A 24,701-nucleotide genomic window follows, 5' to 3' on the forward strand; every position below is an offset into this window, starting at 1 on the left:
TTCACTGTGAAGGCGGTTTTTTTTCGTAAAAATTAATGGGCTTTTTTATACAGGGCGATAAGTTCAGGCACCGGATCGCACCCGCTGGTATCGGCTTTTTTGACCTCTTCCAGCGCGCTTGCCACAGTGTGGCGTGCTAATACCGCTAACGAAGCTTGCTCCGCTTCTTCGGAAATTGACTTGAAATACCAGCAGGCGTTAGCGCTGACTACGCAGCGAGCCGGTACGTCTGGACGCGACGCCCATAGCTTTTTATCTTCGATGACCGAAAGGTAGATGTCGCGCAGGGTGATCTCTTCCGGCGGGCGACCAAGATGAATAGAGCCGTTACGGCCAAGCGTTGAGACAATAATGCCATCACGCGTGAGCGGAACCATCAATTTGCGGATAAAGCTCGGGTTGGCTTCCAGGCCGTAGGCCAGAATGGCACTCGTCGAACGTTCACCCAATTGCTCCGCCATCGCTACGCTGAGAACCATCTGCAAAGCTGTCGGGAAGCGGTAATCTAACATTTCTCTTTCCTGGGTTGCGGTGAATCTTATTCTTTTTGGCACCGCAGAGGTGAATAATCAATGAGCAACAATATAACAAATACGGTCATTTTTTTGAAGCAATCTGCGGCATTCGTGATCGAACATCCTATTTTTTTCACCGCTTCACGCTTTTGTTCATCGCGATCCGATACAACTTGAGCGTGATCGGTGGTGAATGGACAAACCAAAGGCTACGTAGTCAACACTTAATCAGAGAGAAAACCATGAGAAAAATCGTTTCGTTTGTTCATGTGTCGCTGGATGGTTTTGTCGCATCTAACGCTGAGGGGCAGGCGAGTCTGGACTGGATTAGCATAAGCCCCGATTTGTTTGAATACGTGGAGAAGCGGATTCAGCAGACCGACACCGCCTTATATGGGCGCACCACCTACCAGATGATGGAGTCGTACTGGCCTACTGCTGCCGATAAGCCTGACGCCAGCCCGCATGACCTTGCGCATTCGCGTTGGTATAAATCTGCCAAAAAAGTGGTGTTGTCGAAAACGCTGTTGGAAAAAAATCACCCTAATACGCAAATTATCAGTAGCAACTTAAGCGACGAAATCAATAAGCTCAAGCAAAACGCGGGCAGCGAAATCTTATTGTTTGGTAGCCCCTCAGCGACTCACGCGCTAATGGCGGAAAACCTCATCGATGAATATTGGCTATTCGTCAATCCCGTTCTGCTGGGGCAAGGCATTCCCTTGTTCAAAAATATACAAGACAGAACCTCACTCATGTTGGTGAAGAGTCATATTTTCCCGTCGGGGGTAGTGTGCGTGCAATACGAGGTGAAACGAAATCGCTAAAGTAAGTTCCGCAAACACCTACTAAGTAGGTGTTTTGTCGGAATATTATGATTTACACTTTACCAAGCAGAATATTCAACATGCGACGCAATGGTTCCGCTGCTCCCCACAATAGCTGATCGCCTACCGTCAGGACCGAGTAGATAGGTTCATTGTTTAGCGACATTTTTTTGTAACGGCCAATACCCACCTTAAGCGAACCGCTGATATATGCCGGTGTTAGTGTGCTGATACTCTCAGCCTTGTTATTGGGCACATAGTTAACCCAAGGGTGGGAATTCATCACTAATTCTGCAAATTCCTCTTCGGGGACTTCACGCTTGAGCTTAAGGGTTATAGCAGCACTGTGGCAGCGGATTACGCCGACTCGTATGCATAAGCCGTTTACCGGGATCGTGCCGGGAGACAGACCTAAAATTTTGTTCGTTTCAGCCTCACCTTTCCATTCTTCACGGCTATTGCCATCGCCTAAATCGCTGTCAATCCAGGGAATGATGCTGCCCATCAAAGGAGCACCGAAGTTCTGGGTCGGCATATCAGCGCTGTTAATCAACTCACTGACCTTGTTAACTAAAGGAAGCACTGAACCTGAGGACGCCAGCTCATCCGAAGATAAATGGTTACTTATGTAAGCACTTTGTGTGATTAATTCCCGTACATATTGTGCACCCGCACCCGATGCGGACTGATAGGTCATCACACTCATCCATTCGATCAAGTCAGCCTTTATCAACCCAGCCAGGCCCATAAGACTCAGCGTAATGGAACAGTTTCCACCGACAAAAAGCTTAATACCTTCTTTGATTGCTCGAGCAATATTTGTGCGGTTGACGGGGTCGAGAATAATGCAGGCTTTCTCATCCATCCGCAGCGCGGAGGCCGCGTCAATCCAGTAGCCTTGCCAGCCATGGTTAAGCAAAGCCGGGTAAACGGCTTTGGTATAATCCCCACCTTGACAGGTTATGATGATATCCATATCGGCCAGGGCGCTAATGGAATTAGCATCTTTAAGCGTGTAGCTGACACCATTAATGACAGGACCAGCAGCACCTGCACTGGAGGTGCTGAAAAAATGTGCAGAAATATTGTCGAAGTCGTTCTCTTCAACCATTCGCTGTAGCAAAACAGAACCGACCATACCTCGCCAGCCAACAATACCAACTTGCTTCATTTGCTTAACCTTAATTACGTTATGAAAATGTTAATTTTCTTCGGGGCACGTTATATCTCATTCCATAATCAAGGTCATTATGAATTGCATTAGATTCCGGCAATATTAATATATTTCATGCGGCATCAGCATTTGTTATACCTTTGCCATATAAAATATCACCGCAACTACTTGATATCTATGGCATTAATTCCATCGTAACCTTTGGTGGTTGTCTGGAATAGATTGGCATTATGGGTGGCATTGAAAATTTATTCCTTGAGCAAGCATCCGCTAAGATGCCAGTGCTATAATTGCTATTATTTTTAGGTGGTACAACAGGGAATGAGCCATCTTGACCAGACAAAAATATATCAGTGCGATTATTCTGATCGTGGTTTGCACTACCTCACTGTTTACCGCGCTGGCTGTTCGTAACGTGCATGATTTACAGAACTATCTGGGGTACGTTGCTGAAAATGGGAAATCGGCACTTTTTCATGAAGAGTCTATTAACCAGAATATTGCCACCCGGCTCTCGCGCGAGTTTTATCGTCGAATAGCCGATCCGGACTCTGACGATAGCGAACGGGCATCAATATGTCAGCAGTTAGAAACCGAGGGTAATATTTACGGATTCAATCTGTTGAAGAAAAACAGGAATAACCTTGAAGGTACGCTGCAAACCCGCAATACCTCGTGTAACGAGTGGGCGGGAGACATTGGCGCACTTTCGGTTATCCACACCGCTGAGCGCGCAGCCCAGTCGAAGTACAGCTTTTCAAATTATTCCGGCTATACGTTCAGGAACATCAGATACTATATCGATCTTGCTCATAACTATATTTATATTAATCAGCTAGTTAATACCCACAACTATACCTTCAGTAACTGGCTTGAGGGTAATAATGGCAGCATCAATATTGCACATAGCGCACACACGATTTCGATTGATGATAATGCCCTTAAAGATCTACTGAAGGGGGAAACCACGCTGTCTCATATTTATCAGGATGGCTACACCCGCAATAATATTATTAGCATGCTTACCCCGGTATTTCTGGGTGATAAAGTAAAAGGCATTCTGATTACAGACATCAATGTTGACGATCTGGTCGTTTCGTTTAATACTGTCGATCGTCCGTTGTTATGGCGATTCCTTTCTTTATATGTCACTGATAATGGAACCGGCATCCATATTGCTTTCCATAAGCCATATATCAAATCTTTTGCTTTGATCAGTTATGAAGATTCACTCACCCAGTATTACACTCTGCATGTGAAACTGGATGCTTTCTACGTCATTATTGCGAATTTATGGCTGTTTCTGCTTTATCTCCTTGGTACCTGGGCATTATGCCGATATGCGTATAAGCAGTTAATCAGACAAACGTTGCTTTCCAGGGATAATGTGACGGACGCAATGACCGGACTGTATAACAGAAAAGTCATTACACCTGAGCTGGAACATAAAATCCGCTCACTCGTTGACAGAGCTATCCCTGTCACGATCATCGCCATTGACAGTGATGGCCTCAAAAGAATCAATGATTCTCTCGGTCACCATATGGGGGATAAAGCGATACAGACGCTGGGGATGGTTCTTGGCAATGTCATTCGTAAAAGTGACTACGGTATCAGGCTTGGGGGCGATGAGTTCTGTTTACTTCTTATCGATTATACGCTGAATAAATCCCGCGAAGTTATTACCCGTGCGCAGAAGCAATTACTCACGATTGACCCGGATAAACTGGTGGCATTTTCCTGGGGGGCATATCAGTTGCGGCCTGGAGACACGCTGGATGTCGCGATGCTGAAAGCCGACGAGTTACTCTATCAGCATAAACGCAGCAAATATGAAGAACGCCGATAAACACGCGTGCATGAGTCAATATTTCTTGCACGATAGCGCTCAGTGTAATCTGATTAAGGACGATCTAAGGCCGAACTGTATGGTGGCATGCCATTACATGGGTGATGTATTTTGGCATTTTTACGTTCGCTTCGGGTAGATATATTCCGCTAATCCCTTTGACAGAACATCGAAAACTAATTTGCAGCACCGACTATTACGCAGGTCTTCGTGCATAACGAGCCATGTATCAAGGTATAAAGAAAAGAAATGTGGAAGTATCCGCTGTAGCGGAACATATCCATTGGCCAGTTGTACCTGGCATATGCCAATGCCTGCACCGGCGCGAATCAGGCTCAACTGAGCCACGTCGCTGTCAGTGCGTATAGAAAAGAGATCCCGATTTAGCTGCGGGTATTTTTTCAATACATTACGGATGAAGGGCGTATTCCGATCAAAACCAACCAGCGCGTGTTTCAACAGATCTTCGGTACTTTCAGGCGCGCCATGTCGGGCAAGATAAGCAGTGGACGCGTGTAGACCGAGCTCAATGCTGCCAATGCGACGAGCAATAAGCTGCTCCTGTATTGGCGTCGTCATGCGTATCGCAATGTCTGCTTCTCTATGCAGTAAATCCTGAACCCGATTGGACAGCACTAATTCAATCGTGATTTGCGGGTTGGATTCCCTGAGCTGCGCAATGAGTGGCGGGAGTACCTCGACACCAATAATCTCACTTGCAGAGACCCGTACTACACCGCGAATGGACGCGCTGCTAGCACCAACGTTGGCCGCTGTACGCTCCAGGGTGTTAGCCGTACTCTCCATCGCTTCGGCATGTACCCTCAACGCCTGCGCAGTTTCAGTTGCCAGCAATCCCGTTTGCGACCGCGTGAACAATACCTGGCCGAGGGCAGATTCCAGTGCAGCTATGTGCCGACCTGCCGTTGGTTGCGTAATACCAAGCATGCGCGATGCACCGGAAAGAGACCCTTCTCTGAGCACCGCAAGAAATGTTCGGTACCACTCCCATGGAATAGATGTCTTCATACAAATTTGTATACCTGCCCTATATTGATATGCAATACCATTTAGCTCTGCCTGTACTTATGCTGTCAATCTGAAATCAGCAAAGAGGCAAATACGATGGAAACCAGAGGGAAGGTCTTAATACTAGGCGCTACAGGCGGTATTGGTGGTGAAACTGCTCGACAACTCATTCGGGAAAAATGGGAGGTACGTGCATTAAAACGAGGAAGCCATGGAAGCGAACTTAATGGCGAAATCCAGTGGATAGCGGGCGATGCTCTCGACAAAGAACAAGTCGCCTCTGCGGCGAAAGACTGTTCTGTGATCGTTCACGCCGTCAACCCACCCGGCTACCGAAACTGGCAGCATCTTGTATTGCCTATGCTGCGCAACACAATCAATGCAGCAGAACGAAATGGATCCTTGATAGTGTTTCCAGGTACCGTTTACAACTATGGCCCTGATGCCTTCCCGCTGTTACGAGAAGATGCTCAGCAAAGGCCAGTCACAAGGAAAGGAGCGATCAGGGTACAAATGGAGAAAGAACTTGAGGCCTATTCACAGCGTGGCGGACGGGTTCTGGTCGTCCGCGCGGGGGATTTTTTTGGACCACACGCTGGTAATAACTGGTTTTCTCAAGGTTTGATCAAGCCTGGCACGTTGCCAAAGGTAATTTCTAATCCAGGTACGGCTGAAACAGGTCATCAGTGGGCCTATTTACCTGATATCGCGAAAACTATTGCTGCATTGCTGGCGCGACGTGAAGAACTTGAGCCATTTGCGCGATTCCATATGCAAGGACATTGGGATCCCGACGGCAGCCAAATGGTCAGGGCGATACAACGTATCACCGCACACTATGGCGGTGTTGCCAAAATACACTCATTTCCGTGGTGGTTTATGCACCTGGCAGCACCTTTCAACGCAACCTTGCGCGAACTTCTGGAAATGCGGTATCTGTGGCGTCAATCGGTCCGCCTGGACAATACGAAGCTCGTGACTTTTTTAGGTGCCGAGCCGCATACCCCTCTTGATGAGGCTGTTCGTATGACATTACAGGGACTGGGATGCCTCACAGCACGAAGCGGACGATCTAACTGAGCCAAAGGTCTGCTTTGAGCGAGAAGCGATCGTGATTGTTGCCGCTGACAGGTGACAAAGATGCCAAAATTGGGCGTGGTGATTCAGTGAGTCGTAGGATAAATTCAGGGTTCAATTTCAGATAATTAAGGAAGCAGGTATGTCGCAGAATTTACCGGGAATTGACGTTTTGTTTGTCGCTGGGTTTGGGCCCATCTCGCAGAACGCAGAAGTCAGTTCCGGGTTTTATGTACAGGTACTCGGTCTGCCGCTTAAGCCAATGGAGGGTAACGGCGATTATCTGCTATCGGAAAACAGGCTGAAGGGTGTAAAGCATTTTGCCGTCTGGCCGTTATCACAGGCCGCCACTTCATGTTTTGGCTCTGAGGAGTGGCCAGCCGAACACCCAATCCCGCAGGGATGGATTGAATATGAGGTTCAGGATCTCGATTCCGCTACCCGTATCTTAAGTGAGAAGGGGTATCGCCTGCTGGTGGCTAACCGCACAGAGCCCTGGGGGCAAACTGTGACTCGTCTGCTTAGTCCTGAAGGGTTGCTCACAGGGCTTACGATAACACCCTGGCTTCGCGGATAAACATCCGTCCGCTTCTGGCACTCAGGTGACCTACATAATGGCGATCACGGAGGCTCAACTGGACAGTAAGATGTTTTTGTCCAGTTGTACCTGCCTGTGGCATTTATCTCAGTAATACCTGAATCAGCTGAACGAAGATATACACTGTCGCTGCCACTTGTATAGTCCGGAACCCCCATCTGAGATAGCGCCATTCCTGGCGTTCTCTGGCATCAGCTGCTTCAATAGCGGGGTCAGAACATTTTCTTTTCCTGGCCCTGAATTCATCGATTACCCACAAGATGAGAATAAAGATAATGATGGTTTTCTGAAGGATGGGATTATCCACAAAGAGTGACTCCGGCCTGCCCGCTGATACAAGCAGAATAGATGAACCACCTTCACGTAGCCACCACTAAATGTAGGGGTGATATTCGTTTTCGTTCTGGTGGATTTTGCGGTGATTCTGTCCATGGCAGTTTGCTCCCCTGCTATCTGACCGGCAGCGATGAGCGAGAAGCGGAAGTTAGCTACTCTGTTCAACGTCCCTAAATTCAGCCTTTATTACCCAGTTTTTCGCGAGTAGGACCATCAAAATAGATGCTACTAATGTGGCAACTACGCGGTTGAGCCAACACAAAGCGAATTGTTTCCCAGACCGAGCGCCCATTCATTAAACGCTCCCCCATTTTGAATTGGTCATCGACAAACGTATCTAATCCTGTCACTTCGAAATCTGGGGGATATAACCCAGTCACACGTATATTTTCTTCGGATAACTGGTGTGAGAGTTTAGTTGTAAACCCGCTAAGGCCGTGTTTACTAGCAAAAAATGCGGGATGCGCAATTGAATCTGTAAAATTCGGAATCCCACATGAAGATATAATTGAGACTATATCCGCACTTTCTGAACGTCTTAAACTGGGTAGCAATGCCTGAGTCAGTAGAATCGAACCTGTTAGTCCTGAGCTGACAGTATTGATAATTTCTGTGTCTGGTTGATCGTCTAACGTTCCAGATAACCACTGAGCAGCATTGAGGATTAAAATGTCTATGGGCTTGTCTGAAGGTAAGCGTACAGCGTGAACCGTCTGGTCATAATCCGAAGCATCCGACAAAGTGGTGTCCACCAAATAAGTAGTGGGAACCAAAGTGTCAGATATGCAGAAAAATGTGACTCCCGGCAGGCGAAAAGGCTGCCCTAATTATTCTCCTGAGTTTAAGCAACAACTCGTTGCTGCCTCCTGCGAACCAGGAACATCCATCTCAAAACTGGCGCTTGAAAATGGCATTAACGCCAATCTGCTGTTCAAATGGCGCCAACAATGGCGCGAGGGAAAGCTGCTATTACCTTCTTCAGAGAACCCGCAGCTACTTCCTGTGACTCTCGATGCCGCTGACGTACAGCCAGAGCCGCCCACTGAGAGCCCGGAAGCCCTCAGTATCAGCTGTGAGATAACGTTCCGGCACGGGACGCTCCGCCTCAACGGCACTGTCAGCGAAAAGTTCCTGGCTCTGCTGATACAGGAGCTGAAGCGATGATCCCGTTACCAACAGGTACCAAAATCTGGCTGGTTGCCGGTACCACTGATATGAGAAATGGCTTCAACGGTCTTGCCGCAAAAGTACAGACGGCGCTGAAAGACGATCCGATGTCCGGCCACGTCTTCATCTTCCGGGGTCGCAGCGGCAACCAGGTCAAACTGCTGTGGTCCACCGGCGACGGGCTGTGCCTGCTGACCAAACGGCTGGAGCGTGGTCGCTTCGCCTGGCCCTCTGCCCGTGATGGCAAAGTGTTCCTGACCCCGGCCCAGCTGGCGATGCTGATGGAAGGCATCGACTGGCGACAACCTAAACGGTTGCTGACATCTCTGACCATGTTGTAGGCCTCTTTATCCTGGTTGTTGCTGAATAAGCCTGGTAAAATACGGGCTTATGAACGACACCTCTTCTGACGAAATCCTTCTGCTGAAACAGCGGCTTGCCGAACAGGAAGCGCTGAACCGCGCCCTGCTGGAAAAGCTGGCCGACCGTGAGCGCGAAATAGACCACCTGCAGGCGCAGCTGGATAAACTCCGCCGGATGAACTTCGGCAGCCGTTCCGAAAAAGTATCCCGTCGTATCGCACAGATGGAAGCTGACCTGAAGGTGCTTCAGAAAGAAAGCGATACGCTGACCGGTCGTGTGGATGACCCGGAAGTGCAGCGCTCGCTGCGTCAGACCCGCACCCGCAGACCGTTCCCCGAATCACTCCCGCGTGATGAAAAGCGTATGCTTCCGGCAGAATCCTGTTGCCCGGAGTGCGGTGGTTCGCTGAGTTACCTGGGTGAAGATGCCGCCGAACAGCTGGAGCTGATGCGCAGCGCCTTCCGGGTTATCCGGACAGTACGTGAAAAACATGCCTGTACTCAGTGCGATGCGATCGTGCAGGCAGCGGCGCCTTCACGGCCCATTGAGCGGGGTATCGCCGGCCCGGGGTTGCTGGCCCGCGTGCTGACCTCAAAGTATGCAGAGCACACACCACTGTACCGCCAGTCTGAAATATACGGCCGCCAGGGCGTGGAACTGAGTCGCTCACTGCTGTCGGGCTGGGTGGATGCATGCTGCCGGCTACTGTCGCCGCTGGAAGAGGCGCTTCAGGACTATGTCCTGATGGGTGGCAAACTCCACGCCGATGACACGCCCGTCCCGGTACTGTTACCAGGTAATAAAAAGACGAAGACCGGGCGGTTGTGGACGTACGTTCGCGACGACCGCAACGCCGGGTCAGCGCTGGCGCCGGCCGTGTGGTTCGCTTACAGCCCGGACAGAAAAGGCATCCATCCGCAGAGCCATCTTGCGGGCTTCAGCGGTGTTCTGCAGGCGGATGCGTACGCCGGGTTCAACGAGCTGTACCGCAATGGACAGATAACTGAAGCAGCCTGCTGGGCTCACGCCCGCCGCAAGATCCATGATGTGCACGTTCGTACTCCATCAGTGCTGACGGAGGAAGCCCTGAAACGGATAGGCGAACTGTATGCTATCGAGGCTGAAATACGGGGAATGCCGGCAGAGCAGCGTCTTGGTGAGCGTCAGCAGAAAGCTAAACCGCGACTGAAATCCCTGGAAAGCTGGCTGCGTGAAAAGATGAAAACGCTGTCGCGACACTCAGAGCTGGCGAAGGCGTTCGCGTACGCACTGAACCAGTGGCCAGCACTGACGTACTATGCAGACGATGGCTGGGCTGAAGCCGATAACAATATCGCTGAAAATGCGCTGCGGACGGTCAGCCTGGGCCGCAAAAACTTCTTGTTCTTCGGCTCTGACCACGGTGGTGAGCGCGGAGCACTGCTGTACAGCCTGATCGGGACGTGCAAACTGAACGGCGTGGAGCCAGAGAGGTATCTCTGTCATGTGCTCAACGTCATAGCTGACTGGCCGGTCAATCAGGTCAGCGAACTGTTACCCTGGCGAATAACCCTGCCAACTGAATAACCCGTTCCCGTCAATACGGTTCTCGCTGTACGCTTACGTCTGAAGTTAACAACTTTGAAGAGAACTGAGAAAGGGATTCAGGCTGGGTTAAATCACAGATATATCCTTTCGCAATTCCGCCTTCAGCCGAGATGATACTGCAAGTTTTTTGAATATCATTGGCACGCCTCGCGCAAAAATCTACCTCGACGCCTTCTCGTGCCAACCACACGCTCACCGCCTGACCAAATCCCGCGCCACCACCGGTAATCACAGCCCTCTTACCTTTTAGCATCTTCATTCATCCTTTCTTAATGACTATGTATGGATGAAGATATACATGAGGAGAGGGATTGGCGTCTTTCAGTTAGTGCCATTTTTAGACGACGGGTTGGATAAGTTGTACTGCAATCTTTTTAATAGCGTGTCAGTCAGTCAGTCAGTCCGTCCGCTCTGAGCGAGGAGCGGACCTGACATTGGGGTATGTTAATTTACGGGAGCAGGTCAGGGGCATTAATGCCCCCATATGGAATAAATTTCACTCTGATATTAAAAATGCTCTTAGAACAGTCACAAACTTTGCTTTAGTGGTACTTCTCTTGGCATGTAGATACCATCTCTTGGACGCCTGCGCTCTTCAAAATAGATAGCTAATGATAAATAGATTATTGAGTTTCTAGCTAATCCAATGAGTTGCATGAGCCTTGATTCAAATTGGCTTATTGGTATTAAAAGAGAGTGAGAAGACAGTTTTTCTTTTTCATAGATCTTTGATTTTAGATCTGCAAGCCTTGAGTTCATTTTATTAACATCCTCTTCGAGATGTTGAGCTAAATCATTAGCCCCTTCTTTTCTGGCTTGCTCCATTTTTAATTTTCCACCCCTAATTTCATCTGGTAGTGTATTAACTTCTGCTTGCATCTTTCTAAATTCTTCATCATTATAAATGTTGTGTGATTTTGCAAGTTCATAGCCGAAATCATCAACTATTTTTAATGAACGATGCTCCATAGCATTTCTAATTTCTGCAAATGCCACTGCATTTGGATCTAACCACTTTGTTGCTGAATCAGAGTCACCAACTTTGCGGATATCTTTTAATATATAGAATAAAGCGTGAATAAAATGGTTGTCGCTATCCTTCAGTTTTTTATGTGGTTTCCATTTGGTATTATTACCTTTGAAATCACGAAATAAATTATCTATACTGATTTTTTTGTCATCTTTCAGATCATTCAAATCAAAGAAGCGACTAATTAAATATGCTACTTTATCAAAGATTGAATATACTGTTCTGAATGCTGACTTATACTGAGCAATCTTCATGTTATTAATTGAGTAAGTCATATCTTCAACATGTTGATATGTTGAGTTGAACATATGAGGGGTATCATCTGGTATATCTTTTGAAGAAAAAATCAAGTACCGAGCATAACAGTAATCATTTTTTAATTCATCATAATTACCGTGATAAGATAATTCTTCAGACATGGTGAGAGAGCTATTAAGCGATCGAACAAATGAGGGTAATTCGAAAACATCCTGATAAGTAATCGGGTACTCACAAGCATCATTCAAATCATTAAGAAAGAGACTTTTACTAGCGCACCATTCTAAATATTTTTTCTGTTTTTTAGATGTGGTTTTTTCAGTGTACTCTTTAACATAATCGAAGTCCGATGTTTCGAATAATTCCTCGAACCATTTTTTAAAGTTTAATAATTTTCCGCCTTTCTCAAGTGGCGCTCTTTGTTCAGGATATAGTTGATCAATATTTTCAATTCCTTTTTTCACAAGTTCATAAGCGATATAATAATGATATTCTGAATGCCCATTATCATAAAGTGAATGGCCAAGAAAAATTTCATTATTGGCTTTTGCTATAATTGCAACGAGATTATTATCTATAGAAATAGCTTTATCATAGTGGGGAATGCAACATAGCGTTCTGCCTTGTGATGAAAGCCGATTAGCTAAATTTGTCTCAATCATAGACCTAAGACTATTATACGCATGAGTATTATTATCGTGTTCTCTCCAGTCTTCTTTAGGTAGCGCATATAAAGCTTTCCTGTAAAAGATGACCGATTTCATCAAATCATCTGAATACCACTCAGTTTTACGTGTTTCATAAAGTACAGAGTAACAATTTCCTAAGCAGTAAAGATAATGTGCCTCGTATAAGGGGTGAGTAAAGGTGAAATCCTGTTCTGTAAAACTCTCGACTAACGCAGATAAAGAAACATGATCACCTTTGATGATGTATTCATCCGCACGTTTACTAAATTCGTCCAGTTTATCTTTTTCCAATAACAAAATGACTCCTTAACTGTTCATACGAACTGAATGGCAAGTTTCGATTTAAAAGTAAACATATAAATATACTATTTAACCAATTATTTATGATGTGTGGATTTTGTCGATAATGCTGAGCTAGTATTTAAGTTTAGGAACATAAAAAGTGATCTACTCCTTACAAATTAACATAGCGCATTGGTTCAACTTCCGCTTCTGGCACAAAGCGGACATCATTGTCTGTAACTGGGCCATTGTTCATTCATAGCATTTTGACGACATCATCTAACCAGTCTGGAAGATGTTCTCTATACCAGTTGAGATACAAAGGAAATGCTGCTTTTTGCCGCTCATTGAGCAGCACAATGACTTCTGTGACAATCCATGCTTTGGCAATAGCGTTTAGAAATAGCAATAAATGCTCGCTTCGTTCCCTGGCCTTTTATCAGAGGCGCAAGGTCGATAGCAGCACTCCCTTTTCCAAATCTTTCCCAGTCGAAAAGAACTAAAGCACCGTTTTCTCTTCTTCCCCAGTTGTTGGCATTGCTATCGCCTGATACCAGGTTTTGGTTACCAAACAAAACATCACTATATTTCTGAAAAATCCGTAGCTGCTGTGCAGTTTTATCAGGTAATGCCAGGAGCTACAGCCAACCCTTCAACCATAAGCAAGCCAAAACCCTTAGCGGTAGAGCGTTTTTTCGGCTACCGGAATAATTAACCTTGATTGCCAGTCCGCAAGCGTCAACTGTGCGAGCTTGCCCAGCGCGGTATAAAACGGATGCCCGGCGTTGTCGACAAACACTGACAGGAAGCGGGTGCTCCACGGCAATAGATGCCAGGCCAGAAGCTGATCGCAATGCGCCTCGCGGCCATTCTCGGCCAGCCACGCCGCAAGCAGCAGCACGGTACCGAAATGATCTTCCGGTTCGTTCTGCTGCATCTCAAAGGCGATATTGTTTTCCCGCATCCACTGGCGCAGCGCGAGAGTCGAGTCGCCAAACAGCACGGATTCGCGGTCGAGCCAGACGGAACCCCATGGCGGAGCGGCTAGGGCGTAAGGGCCGATAAACAGCCGTTGCCAGGCGTCCGTCAGCGGTTCATCGGAAGATAAGGAAAACGTATCGGCAACAGGTAGCAGCGTTTCCGATGGCAGGGGCCAGTCCTGAAGCCATTCACCAGCGCAAAGGGCCTGCACCAGCGGTGCAGCCTGCTCGCTGTCAGGAGAAAAATAAAACAGCGCGCCCAGTACCCGGGCGCTAAACGCTAACGATTCACGATGCGATATGTCTTTCATTAAACCTTCCTTGCTCGCACGGGTGCTTACCCGCGCGACTGTTTTAACCGGTAATACAGAACATAGAATAAACCACGGTCACTCACTTTACTCACTACGCCTTCTCAATCTGCACCAGATTGGTATGCTGCGGATTGCCTTTTGCCAGTGGTGACGGGCGGTGAGTTGTCAGTGTGTTGATACAAGAGCCATGGTCGATACGATCGCCGTTCATATTGGCGTCGTGCCAGGCTCCCTGTCCCATGGCACTCACGCCGGGCATGATGCGCGGTGTGACTTTCGCTTCAATTCTCACCTCACCGCGATCGTTAAAGACGCGCACCGTATCGCCGTTTTTAATACCACGTTTTTCAGCATCAACAGGATTAATCCAGACCTCCTGACGACAGGCCGCTTTCAGCACGTCGACGTTGCCATAGCTCGAATGAGTGCGAGCTTTAAAATGGAAACCGAACAGCTGCAGCGGGAATTGGGTGCGCTCGGGAGCATCCCAGCCGTCAAACGTCGAAGCGTAAACCGGAAGAGGGCTGATGGTTTCATCTTTGGCCAGTTCCCAGGTTGCCGCAATCTCTGCAAGTTTGCTGGAGTAAATCTCAATCTTACCCGAAGGGGTTTTCAGCGGGTTAGCCTCCGGGTTATCGCGGAATTTTTTATAAGCCACAAAGTGCCCATTGGGATCTTTGCGCTTATAGATGCCCATTTGTTTCAGTTCATCATACGACGGCAGCTGCGGATCTTTTTCGAGCATTTTGGCATACAGATACTGCAGCCACTGTTCCTGGGTACGGCCTTCCGTAAATTTCTGATGAATATCAGCCCCAAGACGTTTCGCCACCTCGCTCATGATCCAGTAGATAGGCTTGCGTTCAAACTTCGGTGCGGTCACGGGCTGAAGGAAAATCAGGTAACCCATGTTCCCGGCGTAATCATTGGGAATGATGTCTTCCTGCTCGACGGTCATGAGATCCGGCAGCAGGATATCGGCGTATTTCGCCGATGACGTCATGAAGTTGTCGATCACCACGATGGTTTCGCACCTGGTTTCGTCCTGCAGGATGTCGTGGGTTTTGTTGATATCCGAGTGCTGGTTGATGATGGTGTTGCCTGCATAGTTCCAGATAAATTTGATGGGCACATCAAGCTTATCTTTACCGCGAACGCCGTCGCGCAGGGCGGTCATTTCCGGTCCACGGGCGATGGCATCCGTCCAGCTAAAGCAGGAGATTTGCGTTTTTACAGGGTTATCCGGCAACGGCATACGTTCGATGGTGATGGTATACGTCGACTCACGCGCGCCGCTGTTACCGCCGTTGATCCCCACGTTTCCGGTTAAAATCGGTAACATGGCGATGGCGCGGGCTGTCAACTCGCCGTTAGCCTGACGTTGTGGCCCCCAGCCCTGACAGATACAGGCCGGTTTTGCGGAGCCAATTTCGCGCGCAAGCTTAATGATGCGGTCTGCCGGTATGCCCGTAATGCGTGAAGCCCACTCCGGGGTCTTGGCTGTTTGGTCGTCGCCCTGGCCGAGAATATAGGCTTTGTAGTGGCCGTTAGCGGGAGCGCCTTTGGGGAGTGTTTTTTCGTCGTAGCCAACGCAGTATTTGTCCAGGAAAGGCTGGTCGACCAGGTTTTCGTCGATTAATACCCAGGCGATACCGGCCACCAGTGCGGCATCGGTGCCTGGACGGATCGGGATCCATTCATCTTCACGTCCTGCTGCGGTGTCGGTGTAGCGCGGGTCGATGACGATCATGCGCGCGTTGGAACGCTCGCGAGCCTGCTCGAGGTAATACGTAATTCCGCCGCCGCTCATGCGGGTTTCCGCCGGGTTATTACCGAACATCACCACCAGTTTGGTGTTTTCGATGTCAGACGTGCTGTTGCCGTCATTGCTGCCGTAGGTGTACGGCATCGCGCAGGCGATTTGCGCGGTGCTGTAGGTGCCATAATGACTCAGAAAACCGCCGTAACAGTTCATCAGGCGCGCGACCAGAGAAGCATAGGGGGAGTAGCGGGTGATATTGCCGCCAACAATACCGGAGGAGTAGTTAATGTAAACCGCCTCGTTGCCGTATTTTTCCACCACACCTTTCAGGTTGCGGGCGATCGTATCCAGCGCTTCATCCCACGAAATACGCTCGAATTTGCCTTCACCACGTTTTCCCACACGTTTCATCGGGTAGTTCAGACGGTCAGGGTGATTGATGCGACGCCGAATAGAACGCCCGCGCAGGCAGGCGCGAACCTGGTGATTACCGTAAATATCCTCACCGGTGTTATCGGTTTCGACCCAGTACACTTCGTCGTCACGGACATGCAGACGCAATGCGCAGCGGCTACCGCAGTTGACCGAGCAGGCGCCCCAGACCACTTTATCTTCCACGGGGCTTATGGCGTTTTGCACCGCAGCGGCGGCGCTTTTCACGCCAAAGGGCAACGATAAACCACCGGCGGCAAGCGCCAGAGAACCTAAGGCAGTAGATTTCACGAGTGTTCGACGGCTAATTCCGCCGTGATGTTCAGTATCGGACATGGCTCACCCCATCATTATAATTGCGTATTATTTTTCCCGTAATTACAACCGGGCTAATGATGGGGTGAGTGTTACTTATTTGGGGGTATTAAATATTAATCCTCATCAAATCAAAGGGGATTGAGGGTGAATTACTGAGCTTCAGCAGCACCGTTGCCCGTACGGGTGTACAAGATTTTAAAGGTATCGTTGGCGCAATGACCCACCACCTGCGTGCCCGGCTGGTCAGCCTGGTCGTTTGGCACAATGCTCAGGGTAAAACCTGACTCCGGCACGCCGTTGTTGATGATTTTCTGCTGAATGTCGCTTTTCACGCGTTCGCAGGAATCCGGTGCCGCCAGCGCGGCCGTTGAAGCACTCATTAACAGCAGGGCGGTAATCCAGGGTAACCGTTTCATCTGTAGCTCCTTATCTCTGTGTGTAGATTAATTTTAGCAGGCTTCGTGTAAACAACTGTATTTGCTAATATGATTGGGAATAATCTCTCTGTACGGTAATGAATGTGAATAAATACGCAGCGATAACGCTACTGGCAGCGACACTGGTGGGGTGTGATAACAACACCGCGCCGCTGTCGTTTACCCCCGAGATGGCGAGCTTTTCGAATGAGTTTGATTTTGACCCTCTGCGCGGTCCGGTCAAAGACTTTACCCAGACGCTGTTCAATGAAAAAGGGGAAGTGTCTAAACGGGTCACCGGTACCGTGTCGACAGAAGGGTGTTTCGATACCCTGGAGCTGCACGACCTCGAGGCTAACACCGGTGTGGCGCTGGTGCTGGATGCCAACTACTACCTTGATGCGGAAACTCAGCAGCGCAAAGTGAAACTGCAGGGAAAGTGCCAGTTGGCGGAATTACCATCAGCCGGGGTGACGTGGGATACCGACGATAACGGTTTTGTGGTGGCGGCGCACGGCAAAGAGATGGAGGTGAAGTACCGCTACGACGCGGACGGTTACCCGCTGGGTAAAACCACCGTCTCCGGGGATCAGCATTTATCCGTACAGTCGACACCGTCTAAGGATATTCGCAAAAGAATGGATTACTCGGCAGTGAGCATGCTGAATGACAAGCCGTTGGGCAACGTGAAGCAGAGCTGCGACTACGATCGTCATAATAATCCTGTCAGTTGCGATCTCACAATAACGGACGATAGCGTCAAACCCGCCGTTGAGCGCAAATACACGATCAAAAACACGATTGAGTACTACTGAGCATAAAGCCGCGCAGGTTACTGCGCGGTAGGTTTCAGCAGGCTGGCACTGGAGGTTTTGTGTCCGGCCAGGTGCTGGTGCTGGAAGATGCACATGCGAATGGTATTGCGGTATTCACCGTTGATAAAGAATTCGTGAATCAACTCACCTTCCACCATAAAGCCCAGCTTGCGGTAGATGTGAATCGCTTTTTCGTTCTCTTTATCGACTATCAGGTAAAGCTTGTAGAGATTCAGGACGTTAAATCCGTAATCCATCGCCAGCTTCGCCGCGCGTGAAGCAAGACCTTTCCCCTGATGCTCAGGTGAAATAATAATCTGAAACTCTGCCCGACGGTGAACGTGGTTGATTTCAACCAATTCAACAAGCCCGGCTTTTTCACCTTCACACTCCACCACAAAACGACGTTCGCTCTGATCGTGTATGTGCTTATCGTAAAGATCGGACAGCTCGACAAAAGCTTCGTAAGGCTCTTCGAACCAGTAGCGCATTACGCTGGCGTTGTTATCGAGCTGGTGGACAAAGCGCAGGTCTTCACGCTCCAGCGGACGGAGTTTTATATCACAGGGCGCTGACATTAAGGCGCTACCGTGCGGCCAGTACGGCGATCCAGGCAGCGCAGGGTATTTGGCTCCCAGTAAGCATTAACGTTTGCACTTTGCTGGCATTTATCACGCGCGTCAAAAGCGACATCTTCTTTGTCCCACTCTTTTTCCGCACGTTTGTTAACCTTCTGACGAAGGTTGCGGGTGTCATTCCATTGTTCTTTGTCCATGGCGGCGTTCTGGCGGCTCTGCGCGCTATCACCAGACTCAATAACGAGTTTACTGGTTTCCGCTGTTGCTGAGGCGGCAAAGGCGAACGATGACAGCGCCAGCAGGGCTGTCAGACAAAGGCGTTTGCTTAATGTAGTCATCGCGTTTCCTTTTAAGTGAGTGCAGATAATCACGTTATCCCGTTCAGATTCTACACCAAAGTAAAATTACGTCATACCCGTAGCCAGGGTATGGAAAAGTAAAGGACATCATCAGGTATGATGTCTAAATAAATCCTCATACAACGTTAAATATGATCAAAACCACACTCCTTTTTTTCGCCACCGCGCTCTGCGAAATCATCGGATGCTTCTTGCCCTGGCTCTGGCTGAAGAAGGGCGGAACGGTCTTGTTGCTCATCCCGGCCGGCGTGGCGCTGGCGCTGTTTGTCTGGCTGTTAACGCTACACCCGGCAGCCAGCGGTCGTGTCTATGCGGCTTACGGTGGAGTCTATGTCTGTACCGCACTGCTGTGGCTGCGCGTGGTGGATGGAGTAAAACTCAGCGCATACGACTGGGCCGGCGCGCTGATTGCCCTGTGCGGTATGCTGATTATTGTTGCGGGATGGGGGCGAGCCTGAGCGCCTGGTTTTTGTGACCGCTCGCTGATTTTATGATCATTATACTTGTATGGTAGTAGTGTAATTGAGTAAATTTCCAACATCACAACCAACGATGTAAGGAAAGGAATTATGAAGATTGTCGCGGCTGACGTGTTTGTTACCTGCCCGGGGCGGAACTTTGTCACGCTTAAAATCACTACCGACGAGGGGATTATCGGTCTTGGCGACGCCACGCTAAACGGGCGCGAACTTTCCGTAGCGTCTTATCTGAAGGATCACCTCTGCCCGCAGTTAATTGGTCGTGATGCCCACCGCATCGAAGATATCTGGCAGTTTTTCTATAAAGGTGCTTACTGGCGTCGTGGCCCGGTTACCATGTCGGCCATCTCTGCCGTGGATATGGCATTGTGGGACATCAAAGCCAAAGCGGCGAACATGCCGCTCTACCAGTTGCTGGGCGGCGCGTCCCGGGAAGGGGTGATGGTTTATTGCCACACCACCGGGCACACCCTTGACGACGTGCTGGAAGATTACGCCCGTCACAAAGAGATGGGTTTTAAAGCGATCCGCGTCCAGTGTGGCGTACCGGGCATGAAAACCACCTACGGCATGTCAAAAGGGAAAGGGCTGGCGTATGAGCCTGCCACGAAAGGAGACTGGCCGGAAGAGCAGCTTTGGTCCACCGAAAAATACCTCGACTTCACTCCAAAGCTGTTTGACGCGGTACGCAGTAAATTTGGTTTCAATGAACATCTTCTGCACGACATGCACCATCGTCTGACGCCCATCGAAGCGGCGCGTTTCGGCAAAAGCATCGAAGAATTCCGTATGTTCTGGATGGAAGACCCCACGCCTGCGGAAAATCAGGCGTGCTTCCGCCTGATCCGCCAGCACACCGTTACGCCAATTGCGGTGGGAGAAGTGTTTAACAGCATCTGGGACTGCAAGCAGCTCATTGAGGAGCAGCTTATCGACTATATCCGTACCACCATTACCCATGCGGGGGGGATCACCGGGATGCGCCGCATCGCGGATTTTGCCTCGCTCTACCAGGTGCGTACGGGTTCACACGGCCCGTCGGATCTCTCGCCAGTGTGCCATGCGGCCGCGCTGCATTTCGACCTGTGGGTACCGAACTTTGGCGTGCAGGAATATATGGGCTATTCCGAACAGATGCTGGAGGTCTTCCCGCACAGCTGGCGCTTTGATAACGGTTATATGCACCCGGGCGATAAGCCGGGCCTGGGTATTGAATTTGATGAAAAGCTGGCAGCGAAGTATCCGTACGATCCTGCCTATCTGCCGGTGGCGCGTCTTGAAGACGGCACACTGTGGAACTGGTAAGTGAGGAGCGAACGATGAAAAGCATAGTGATCAAGCAGCCGAACCAACTGGTAATTGAAGAGCGTCCACGCCCGGAACCTGCTGCCGGAGAAGTGCGTGTCAGCATTAAACTGGCCGGGATTTGTGGCTCAGACAGCCATATTTACCGGGGGCATAACCCGTTTGCGAAGTATCCGCGAGTGATCGGCCATGAATTTTTTGGCGTCATTGATGCAGTGGGCGAGGGCGTCGACAGTTCGCGCCTGGGCCAGCGCGTCTCGGTTGACCCGGTGATCAGCTGCGGGCACTGCTATCCGTGTTCCGTCGGAAAACCGAACGTCTGCACCTCGCTGGTGGTGCTGGGCGTTCACCGTGACGGCGGCTTCAGCGACTATGCGGCAGTACCTGCTAAAAATGCCTGGCCTATCCCGGACGCGATCCCGGATAAACACGCCGTCATGGTTGAACCCTTCACCATTGCCGCCAACGTGACGGGGCAGGCCAACCCCACCGAGCAGGACGTTGCGCTGATATACGGCGCAGGACCGATGGGGCTGGTCACCGTTCAGGCGCTGAAGGGCGTCTACAAGGTGAAGCAGGTTATCGTGGTTGACCGCATCGATGAACGCCTGAAAATGGCCCAGCGCAGCGGCGCGGACTGGGTGTTGAATAACGGCGAGCAGTCGTTGCAGGCCGCGCTGGAGGAAAAAGGCATCAAACCGACGTTAATCATTGATGCCGCCTGTCATCCGGCGATTTTGCAGGAGGCCATTACGCTGGCCTCTCCGGCGGCGCGCATCGTGCTGATGGGCTTCTCAAGCGAGCCGAGTCAGATTGCTCAGCAGGGCATCACCGGTAAAGAGCTGACGATTTTCTCTTCACGCCTGAACGCCAACAAATTCCCGGTCGTCATTGACTGGCTGGAAAAGGGGCTTATCGACCCTGAAAAATTGATTACGCACACCTTTGACTATCACCACGTAACAGACGCCATCGAACTGTTTGAAAAAGATCAGCGGCAGTGCTGCAAGGTCTTGCTGACATTCGACAAATAATAATTCACGCGGTTAAGAGCCTGCGCAGACAGGCTCTATGTGGTACGCATCTTACCTTTCAGAGATAGCCATTATGACGCAAATACAACCTCAAAGAACGACCTCCGATCTGGTGAAAGCCGCCGTCTCCGGCTGGCTGGGCACCGCTCTGGAGTTTATGGATTTCCAGCTCTACTCGCTTGGCGCCGCCCTGGTCTTCCATGAGATCTTCTTCCCGGAACAGTCTGCTGCGATGGCGCTGATCCTGGCGATGGGAACCTACGGTGCAGGCTATATTGCGCGCATCGTGGGGGCCTTTATCTTTGGCAGAATGGGGGACAGCATCGGCCGTAAAAAAGTGTTGTTCATCACCATCACGATGATGGGGATCTGTACCACCCTCATCGGTGTCCTGCCGACCTATGCGCAAATCGGGATTTTTGCACCTGTTCTGTTAGTGACGCTGCGCATTATTCAGGGGCTGGGTGCCGGGGCAGAGATCTCCGGAGCCGGGACCATGCTGGCAGAATATGCCCCGAAAGGGAAACGCGGCATTATCTCCTCGCTGGTGGCGATGGGGACCAACTGCGGGACGCTGAGCGCAACGGCTATCTGGGCAGTGATGTTCTTTGCCCTCGATCGTGAACAGCTGCTCGCATGGGGCTGGCGCGTACCGTTCCTTGCCAGTGTGGTGGTGATGATCTTCGCCATCTGGCTGCGGATGAATCTCAAAGAGAGCCCGGTATTTGAGAAAGTCAGCGATACAGAGACCGTGGTTCCCGATACATCTTTAGGTGCCATGTTTAAGAGCAAATCCTTCTGGCTGGCAACAGGTTTGCGTTTTGGTCAGGCGGGTAACTCAGGTCTGATTCAGACGTTCCTTGCCGGTTATCTGGTTCAGACGTTGCTGTTTAATAAAGCGATTCCCACTGATGCGCTGATGATCAGTTCGATTCTCGGGTTTATCACCATCCCACTGTTAGGTTGGCTGTCGGATAAAGTGGGTCGTCGTCTGCCGTACATTATCCTGAATATCTCCGCCATTATTCTGGCGTACCCGATGCTGTCGATCATCGTTGATAAAAGTTATGCGCCGGGCGTGATTATGCTCTCGATCATCGTTATCCATAATTTTGCCGTTCTGGGGCTGTTTGCGCTGGAAAACATCACTATGGCGGAAATGTTTGGCTCACGTAATCGCTTTACCCGTATGGCTATTTCAAAAGAGGCGGGGGGACTGGTGGCGGTCGGGTTTGGTCCGGTGCTGGCCGGGATCTTCTGCAATATGACCGGCTCCTGGTGGCCGATTGTCGCCATGCTGGTGGCCTATTCCGTGATTGGGCTGGTTTCTGCATTCCTGATGCCGGAAGTGCGTGACCGTGATCTGAGCGCGGCGCAAGATGCAGCGGAAGTCGCGCCAGAAGAGTCCGTAAGCTACGGAGCCGTCTCCTCACGGCGCTGATGGTTTATAACTTGAGTAATTTGTCACACAACTTTCAGCGTGTGTCACACCACATGAACAAAAGTTAATATAAATCAAAATTTCAAACTGAAGTATCAGTATGGTTAATGGCAGTTATTTTTTTACCCCAACTGCCATTCTAGTTGGTGTAGTCAGCAGGCACTGCCGCTCTGGTCAATGAGCGGCAGTGGTTCACAGCGTTCTACTTAACGAGTCTTAATCATGGAAAACCGGTTATTACAGGCGAAAGCCACGCTTCCTCAGTACACTCGCGACGACCTGAAGGCACGCATTGTTCATCTTGGCTTCGGCGCATTTCACCGTGCGCATCAGGCGGTTTATACCGACATTCTCGCAGCGGAACACGGCAGCAACTGGGGTTATTGTGAAGTAAACCTGATTGGCGGCGAGCAGCAGATTGCCGATCTCAACGCGCAGGATAACCTCTATACCGTGGCGGAGATGTCTGCCAATGCATGGACATCTCGCGTGGTCGGAGTGGTCAAAAAAGCACTCCATGCGCAGGTTGACGGGCTGGAGACCGTGCTGGCCGCGATGTGTGAACCGCAGGTGGCAATTGTCTCGCTGACGATCACCGAGAAAGGGTATTGTCACTCACCCGCGACCGGGCAACTGATGTTCGATCATCCGTTAATTGCCGCCGACCTGCAAAACCCCCATCACCCGACATCCGCACCCGGGGTAGTGGTTGAAGCCCTGGCGCGCCGTAAAGCTGCGGGTCTGCCTGCTTTCAGCGTGATGTCCTGTGACAACATGCCGGAGAACGGCCATGTGATGCGCAATGTCACCTGTGCTTATGCTCGCGCTGTCGATGGTGAGCTGGCGGACTGGATTGAATCCAGTGTCACCTTCCCGTCAACGATGGTGGACCGCATCGTGCCTGCAGTAACGGTAGACACGCTGAATAAAATCGAACAACTGACTGGCGTGCTCGACCCGGCGGCAGTGGCCTGTGAACCGTTCCGCCAGTGGGTGATTGAAGATAACTTTGTTGCCGGGCGTCCTGAATGGGAAAAAGCCGGGGCCGAGCTGGTGTCAGATGTTATTCCGTTTGAAGAGATGAAGCTGCGTATGCTCAATGGCAGTCATTCATTCCTTGCCTATCTTGGTTATCTGGCGGGTTACCAGCATATCAACGACTGTATGCAGGATGAGAATTACCGCCTTGCCGCGCATAAGCTGATGCTCAACGAGCAGGCGCCAACCTTAAAAGTGAAAGGCGTCGATTTAGGTCATTATGCCGATCTGCTGATTGCTCGCTACAGTAACCCGGCCCTGCGTCATCGAACCTGGCAAATTGCGATGGACGGTAGCCAGAAGCTCCCGCAGCGTATGCTGGATTCTGTGCGCTGGCACCTGGTGCATCAAAAGCCGTTCCCGCTACTGGCATTGGGTGTGGCTGGCTGGATGCGCTATGTTGGCGGTGTGGATGAACAGGGTAATACCATTGAGGTGAGCGATCCGCAACTGGCCGTGATTCAGGCGGCAGTGAAGGGAAGTACCGAGGGGGAAAGCCGTGTGAAAGCCCTGCTTGGCATCGAGGCTATTTTTGGCAGAGAGTTACCTGAAGAGGCTAGCTTTGTGAATGCGGTGATGAGCGCGTATCAGACGTTGCTACAGAAGGGAGCAAAAGCCACGGTGGCACAGTACGCCGCGCAACGATAAT

23 protein-coding genes and 3 pseudogenes are annotated in these 24,701 nt (G+C 50.1%); 13 read left to right on the forward strand and 13 right to left on the reverse strand.

The window, feature by feature from the left end:
* Window positions 1-32: 32 nt before the first annotated feature.
* Window positions 33-512: an RrF2 family transcriptional regulator gene (locus tag ACLHV9_RS11210; protein WP_028017381.1), complete on the reverse strand. Its 480-nt coding sequence runs from the start codon at window positions 510-512 to the stop codon at window positions 33-35.
* A 245-nt stretch (window positions 513-757) separates the two neighbouring features.
* Here ACLHV9_RS11210 and ACLHV9_RS11215 point away from each other — a divergent pair, with 245 nt between their 5' ends.
* Entirely contained in the window at window positions 758-1,342 is a 585-nt protein-coding gene (locus ACLHV9_RS11215) for a dihydrofolate reductase family protein (RefSeq protein WP_108090017.1), read from the forward strand.
* Between the two features lie 52 nt (window positions 1,343-1,394).
* Here ACLHV9_RS11215 and asd read toward each other — a convergent pair whose 3' ends face one another.
* Entirely contained in the window at window positions 1,395-2,513 is a 1,119-nt protein-coding gene (gene asd / locus ACLHV9_RS11220) for an aspartate-semialdehyde dehydrogenase (RefSeq protein WP_108090016.1), read from the reverse strand.
* A 334-nt stretch (window positions 2,514-2,847) separates the two neighbouring features.
* Here asd and dgcJ point away from each other — a divergent pair, with 334 nt between their 5' ends.
* Complete coding sequence (dgcJ, locus tag ACLHV9_RS11225; protein WP_407220467.1) at window positions 2,848-4,365, forward strand: diguanylate cyclase DgcJ; 1,518 nt, start codon at window positions 2,848-2,850, stop codon at window positions 4,363-4,365.
* A gap of 120 nt (window positions 4,366-4,485) precedes the next feature.
* Here the strand turns inward: dgcJ and ACLHV9_RS11230 are convergent, their stop codons facing one another.
* Window positions 4,486-5,394 carry a LysR family transcriptional regulator gene (locus ACLHV9_RS11230; RefSeq protein ID WP_108090009.1) on the reverse strand — a complete coding sequence of 303 codons (909 nt, stop codon included), beginning with the start codon at window positions 5,392-5,394 and terminating at the stop codon, window positions 4,486-4,488.
* A 96-nt stretch (window positions 5,395-5,490) separates the two neighbouring features.
* Between ACLHV9_RS11230 and ACLHV9_RS11235 the strand changes: the two genes are divergently transcribed.
* Window positions 5,491-6,474: an NAD-dependent epimerase/dehydratase family protein gene (locus tag ACLHV9_RS11235; RefSeq protein ID WP_108090008.1), complete on the forward strand. Its 984-nt coding sequence runs from the start codon at window positions 5,491-5,493 to the stop codon at window positions 6,472-6,474.
* Window positions 6,475-6,613: 139 nt separating this feature from the next.
* Window positions 6,614-7,048 (forward strand): VOC family protein, encoded by a 435-nt coding sequence (locus tag ACLHV9_RS11240; protein ID WP_028017387.1) that lies wholly within the window; start codon window positions 6,614-6,616, stop codon window positions 7,046-7,048.
* A gap of 103 nt (window positions 7,049-7,151) precedes the next feature.
* Here the strand turns inward: ACLHV9_RS11240 and ACLHV9_RS11245 are convergent, their stop codons facing one another.
* The gene (locus tag ACLHV9_RS11245; protein ID WP_108090007.1) at window positions 7,152-7,376 is read right to left on the reverse strand and encodes a hypothetical protein; all 225 of its coding nucleotides are present in this window, start codon (window positions 7,374-7,376) and stop codon (window positions 7,152-7,154) included.
* Window positions 7,377-7,581: 205 nt separating this feature from the next.
* Window positions 7,582-8,163: pseudogene (locus ACLHV9_RS11250) on the reverse strand (SDR family oxidoreductase); the annotation flags it as partial.
* Window positions 8,164-8,188: 25 nt separating this feature from the next.
* Between ACLHV9_RS11250 and tnpA the strand changes: the two are divergent.
* The 3 genes from tnpA to tnpC are packed head-to-tail and all read left to right on the forward strand — an operon-like array spanning window position 8,189 to window position 10,501.
* Entirely contained in the window at window positions 8,189-8,569 is a 381-nt protein-coding gene (gene tnpA, locus ACLHV9_RS11255) for an IS66-like element accessory protein TnpA (protein WP_032939119.1), read from the forward strand.
* Entirely contained in the window at window positions 8,566-8,913 is a 348-nt protein-coding gene (tnpB, locus tag ACLHV9_RS11260) for an IS66 family insertion sequence element accessory protein TnpB (RefSeq protein WP_003843771.1), read from the forward strand. The genes tnpA and tnpB overlap by 4 nt, the downstream gene beginning before the upstream one ends.
* A 49-nt stretch (window positions 8,914-8,962) precedes the next feature.
* On the forward strand, window positions 8,963-10,501 hold the full coding sequence (gene tnpC / locus ACLHV9_RS11265) for an IS66 family transposase (RefSeq protein ID WP_003843773.1): 1,539 nt from the start codon (window positions 8,963-8,965) through the stop codon (window positions 10,499-10,501).
* Between the two features lie 37 nt (window positions 10,502-10,538).
* Here the strand turns inward: tnpC and ACLHV9_RS11270 are convergent.
* The 6 genes and pseudogenes from ACLHV9_RS11270 to ACLHV9_RS11295 all read right to left on the reverse strand — a co-directional run.
* Window positions 10,539-10,775 (reverse strand): annotated as a pseudogene (locus ACLHV9_RS11270) (SDR family NAD(P)-dependent oxidoreductase); the annotation flags it as partial.
* A gap of 275 nt (window positions 10,776-11,050) precedes the next feature.
* Window positions 11,051-12,790 carry an LA2681 family HEPN domain-containing protein gene (locus tag ACLHV9_RS11275; protein ID WP_410375960.1) on the reverse strand — a complete coding sequence of 580 codons (1,740 nt, stop codon included), beginning with the start codon at window positions 12,788-12,790 and terminating at the stop codon, window positions 11,051-11,053.
* Between the two features lie 247 nt (window positions 12,791-13,037).
* Window positions 13,038-13,419: pseudogene (locus tag ACLHV9_RS11280) on the reverse strand (phosphotransferase family protein); the annotation flags it as partial.
* Window positions 13,420-13,457: 38 nt separating this feature from the next.
* Window positions 13,458-14,072, reverse strand: a complete 615-nt coding sequence (dmsD, locus tag ACLHV9_RS11285; protein WP_108090006.1) for a Tat proofreading chaperone DmsD — start codon at window positions 14,070-14,072, stop codon at window positions 13,458-13,460.
* 94 nt (window positions 14,073-14,166) lie between these two features.
* Window positions 14,167-16,605 carry a selenate/tellurate reductase subunit YnfE gene (gene ynfE / locus ACLHV9_RS11290; RefSeq protein ID WP_410376085.1) on the reverse strand — a complete coding sequence of 813 codons (2,439 nt, stop codon included), beginning with the start codon at window positions 16,603-16,605 and terminating at the stop codon, window positions 14,167-14,169.
* A 131-nt stretch (window positions 16,606-16,736) separates the two neighbouring features.
* Window positions 16,737-17,003, reverse strand: coding sequence for a DUF1161 domain-containing protein (locus tag ACLHV9_RS11295; protein ID WP_028017576.1), 267 nt, complete (start codon window positions 17,001-17,003; stop codon window positions 16,737-16,739).
* Window positions 17,004-17,107: 104 nt separating this feature from the next.
* Between ACLHV9_RS11295 and ACLHV9_RS11300 the strand changes: the two genes are divergently transcribed.
* Window positions 17,108-17,818 (forward strand): YnfC family lipoprotein, encoded by a 711-nt coding sequence (locus tag ACLHV9_RS11300; RefSeq protein WP_028017575.1) that lies wholly within the window; start codon window positions 17,108-17,110, stop codon window positions 17,816-17,818.
* A gap of 17 nt (window positions 17,819-17,835) precedes the next feature.
* Here the strand turns inward: ACLHV9_RS11300 and speG are convergent, their stop codons facing one another.
* Both speG and ACLHV9_RS11310 read right to left on the reverse strand, forming a co-directional pair.
* A complete protein-coding gene (gene speG / locus ACLHV9_RS11305; protein ID WP_028017574.1) occupies window positions 17,836-18,396 on the reverse strand; it encodes a spermidine N1-acetyltransferase in 561 nt (186 codons plus the stop codon).
* Entirely contained in the window at window positions 18,396-18,734 is a 339-nt protein-coding gene (locus ACLHV9_RS11310; RefSeq protein WP_028017573.1) for a DUF1283 family protein, read from the reverse strand. Before ACLHV9_RS11310 ends, speG begins: the two co-directional genes overlap by 1 nt.
* Window positions 18,735-18,886: 152 nt before the next feature.
* Between ACLHV9_RS11310 and ACLHV9_RS11315 the strand changes: the two genes are divergently transcribed.
* From ACLHV9_RS11315 to ACLHV9_RS11335, 5 genes are all read left to right on the forward strand, one after another.
* Window positions 18,887-19,213, forward strand: a complete 327-nt coding sequence (locus ACLHV9_RS11315) for a YnfA family protein (RefSeq protein WP_028017572.1) — start codon at window positions 18,887-18,889, stop codon at window positions 19,211-19,213.
* A 111-nt stretch (window positions 19,214-19,324) separates the two neighbouring features.
* Window positions 19,325-20,539: a D-mannonate dehydratase ManD gene (gene manD / locus ACLHV9_RS11320; protein ID WP_108090004.1), complete on the forward strand. Its 1,215-nt coding sequence runs from the start codon at window positions 19,325-19,327 to the stop codon at window positions 20,537-20,539.
* A 14-nt stretch (window positions 20,540-20,553) separates the two neighbouring features.
* Window positions 20,554-21,573, forward strand: coding sequence for a Zn-dependent oxidoreductase (locus tag ACLHV9_RS11325; RefSeq protein WP_410375968.1), 1,020 nt, complete (start codon window positions 20,554-20,556; stop codon window positions 21,571-21,573).
* A 73-nt stretch (window positions 21,574-21,646) separates the two neighbouring features.
* Window positions 21,647-23,014: an MFS transporter gene (locus ACLHV9_RS11330; protein WP_134708354.1), complete on the forward strand. Its 1,368-nt coding sequence runs from the start codon at window positions 21,647-21,649 to the stop codon at window positions 23,012-23,014.
* 222 nt (window positions 23,015-23,236) lie between these two features.
* Window positions 23,237-24,700 carry a mannitol dehydrogenase family protein gene (locus ACLHV9_RS11335; protein ID WP_410375969.1) on the forward strand — a complete coding sequence of 488 codons (1,464 nt, stop codon included), beginning with the start codon at window positions 23,237-23,239 and terminating at the stop codon, window positions 24,698-24,700.
* Window position 24,701: the final 1 nt, after the last annotated feature.

The organism is Enterobacter sp. CPE_E890, assembly GCF_046521475.1.
GTDB classification, from domain to species: Bacteria; Pseudomonadota; Gammaproteobacteria; order Enterobacterales; family Enterobacteriaceae; genus Enterobacter; species Enterobacter adelaidei.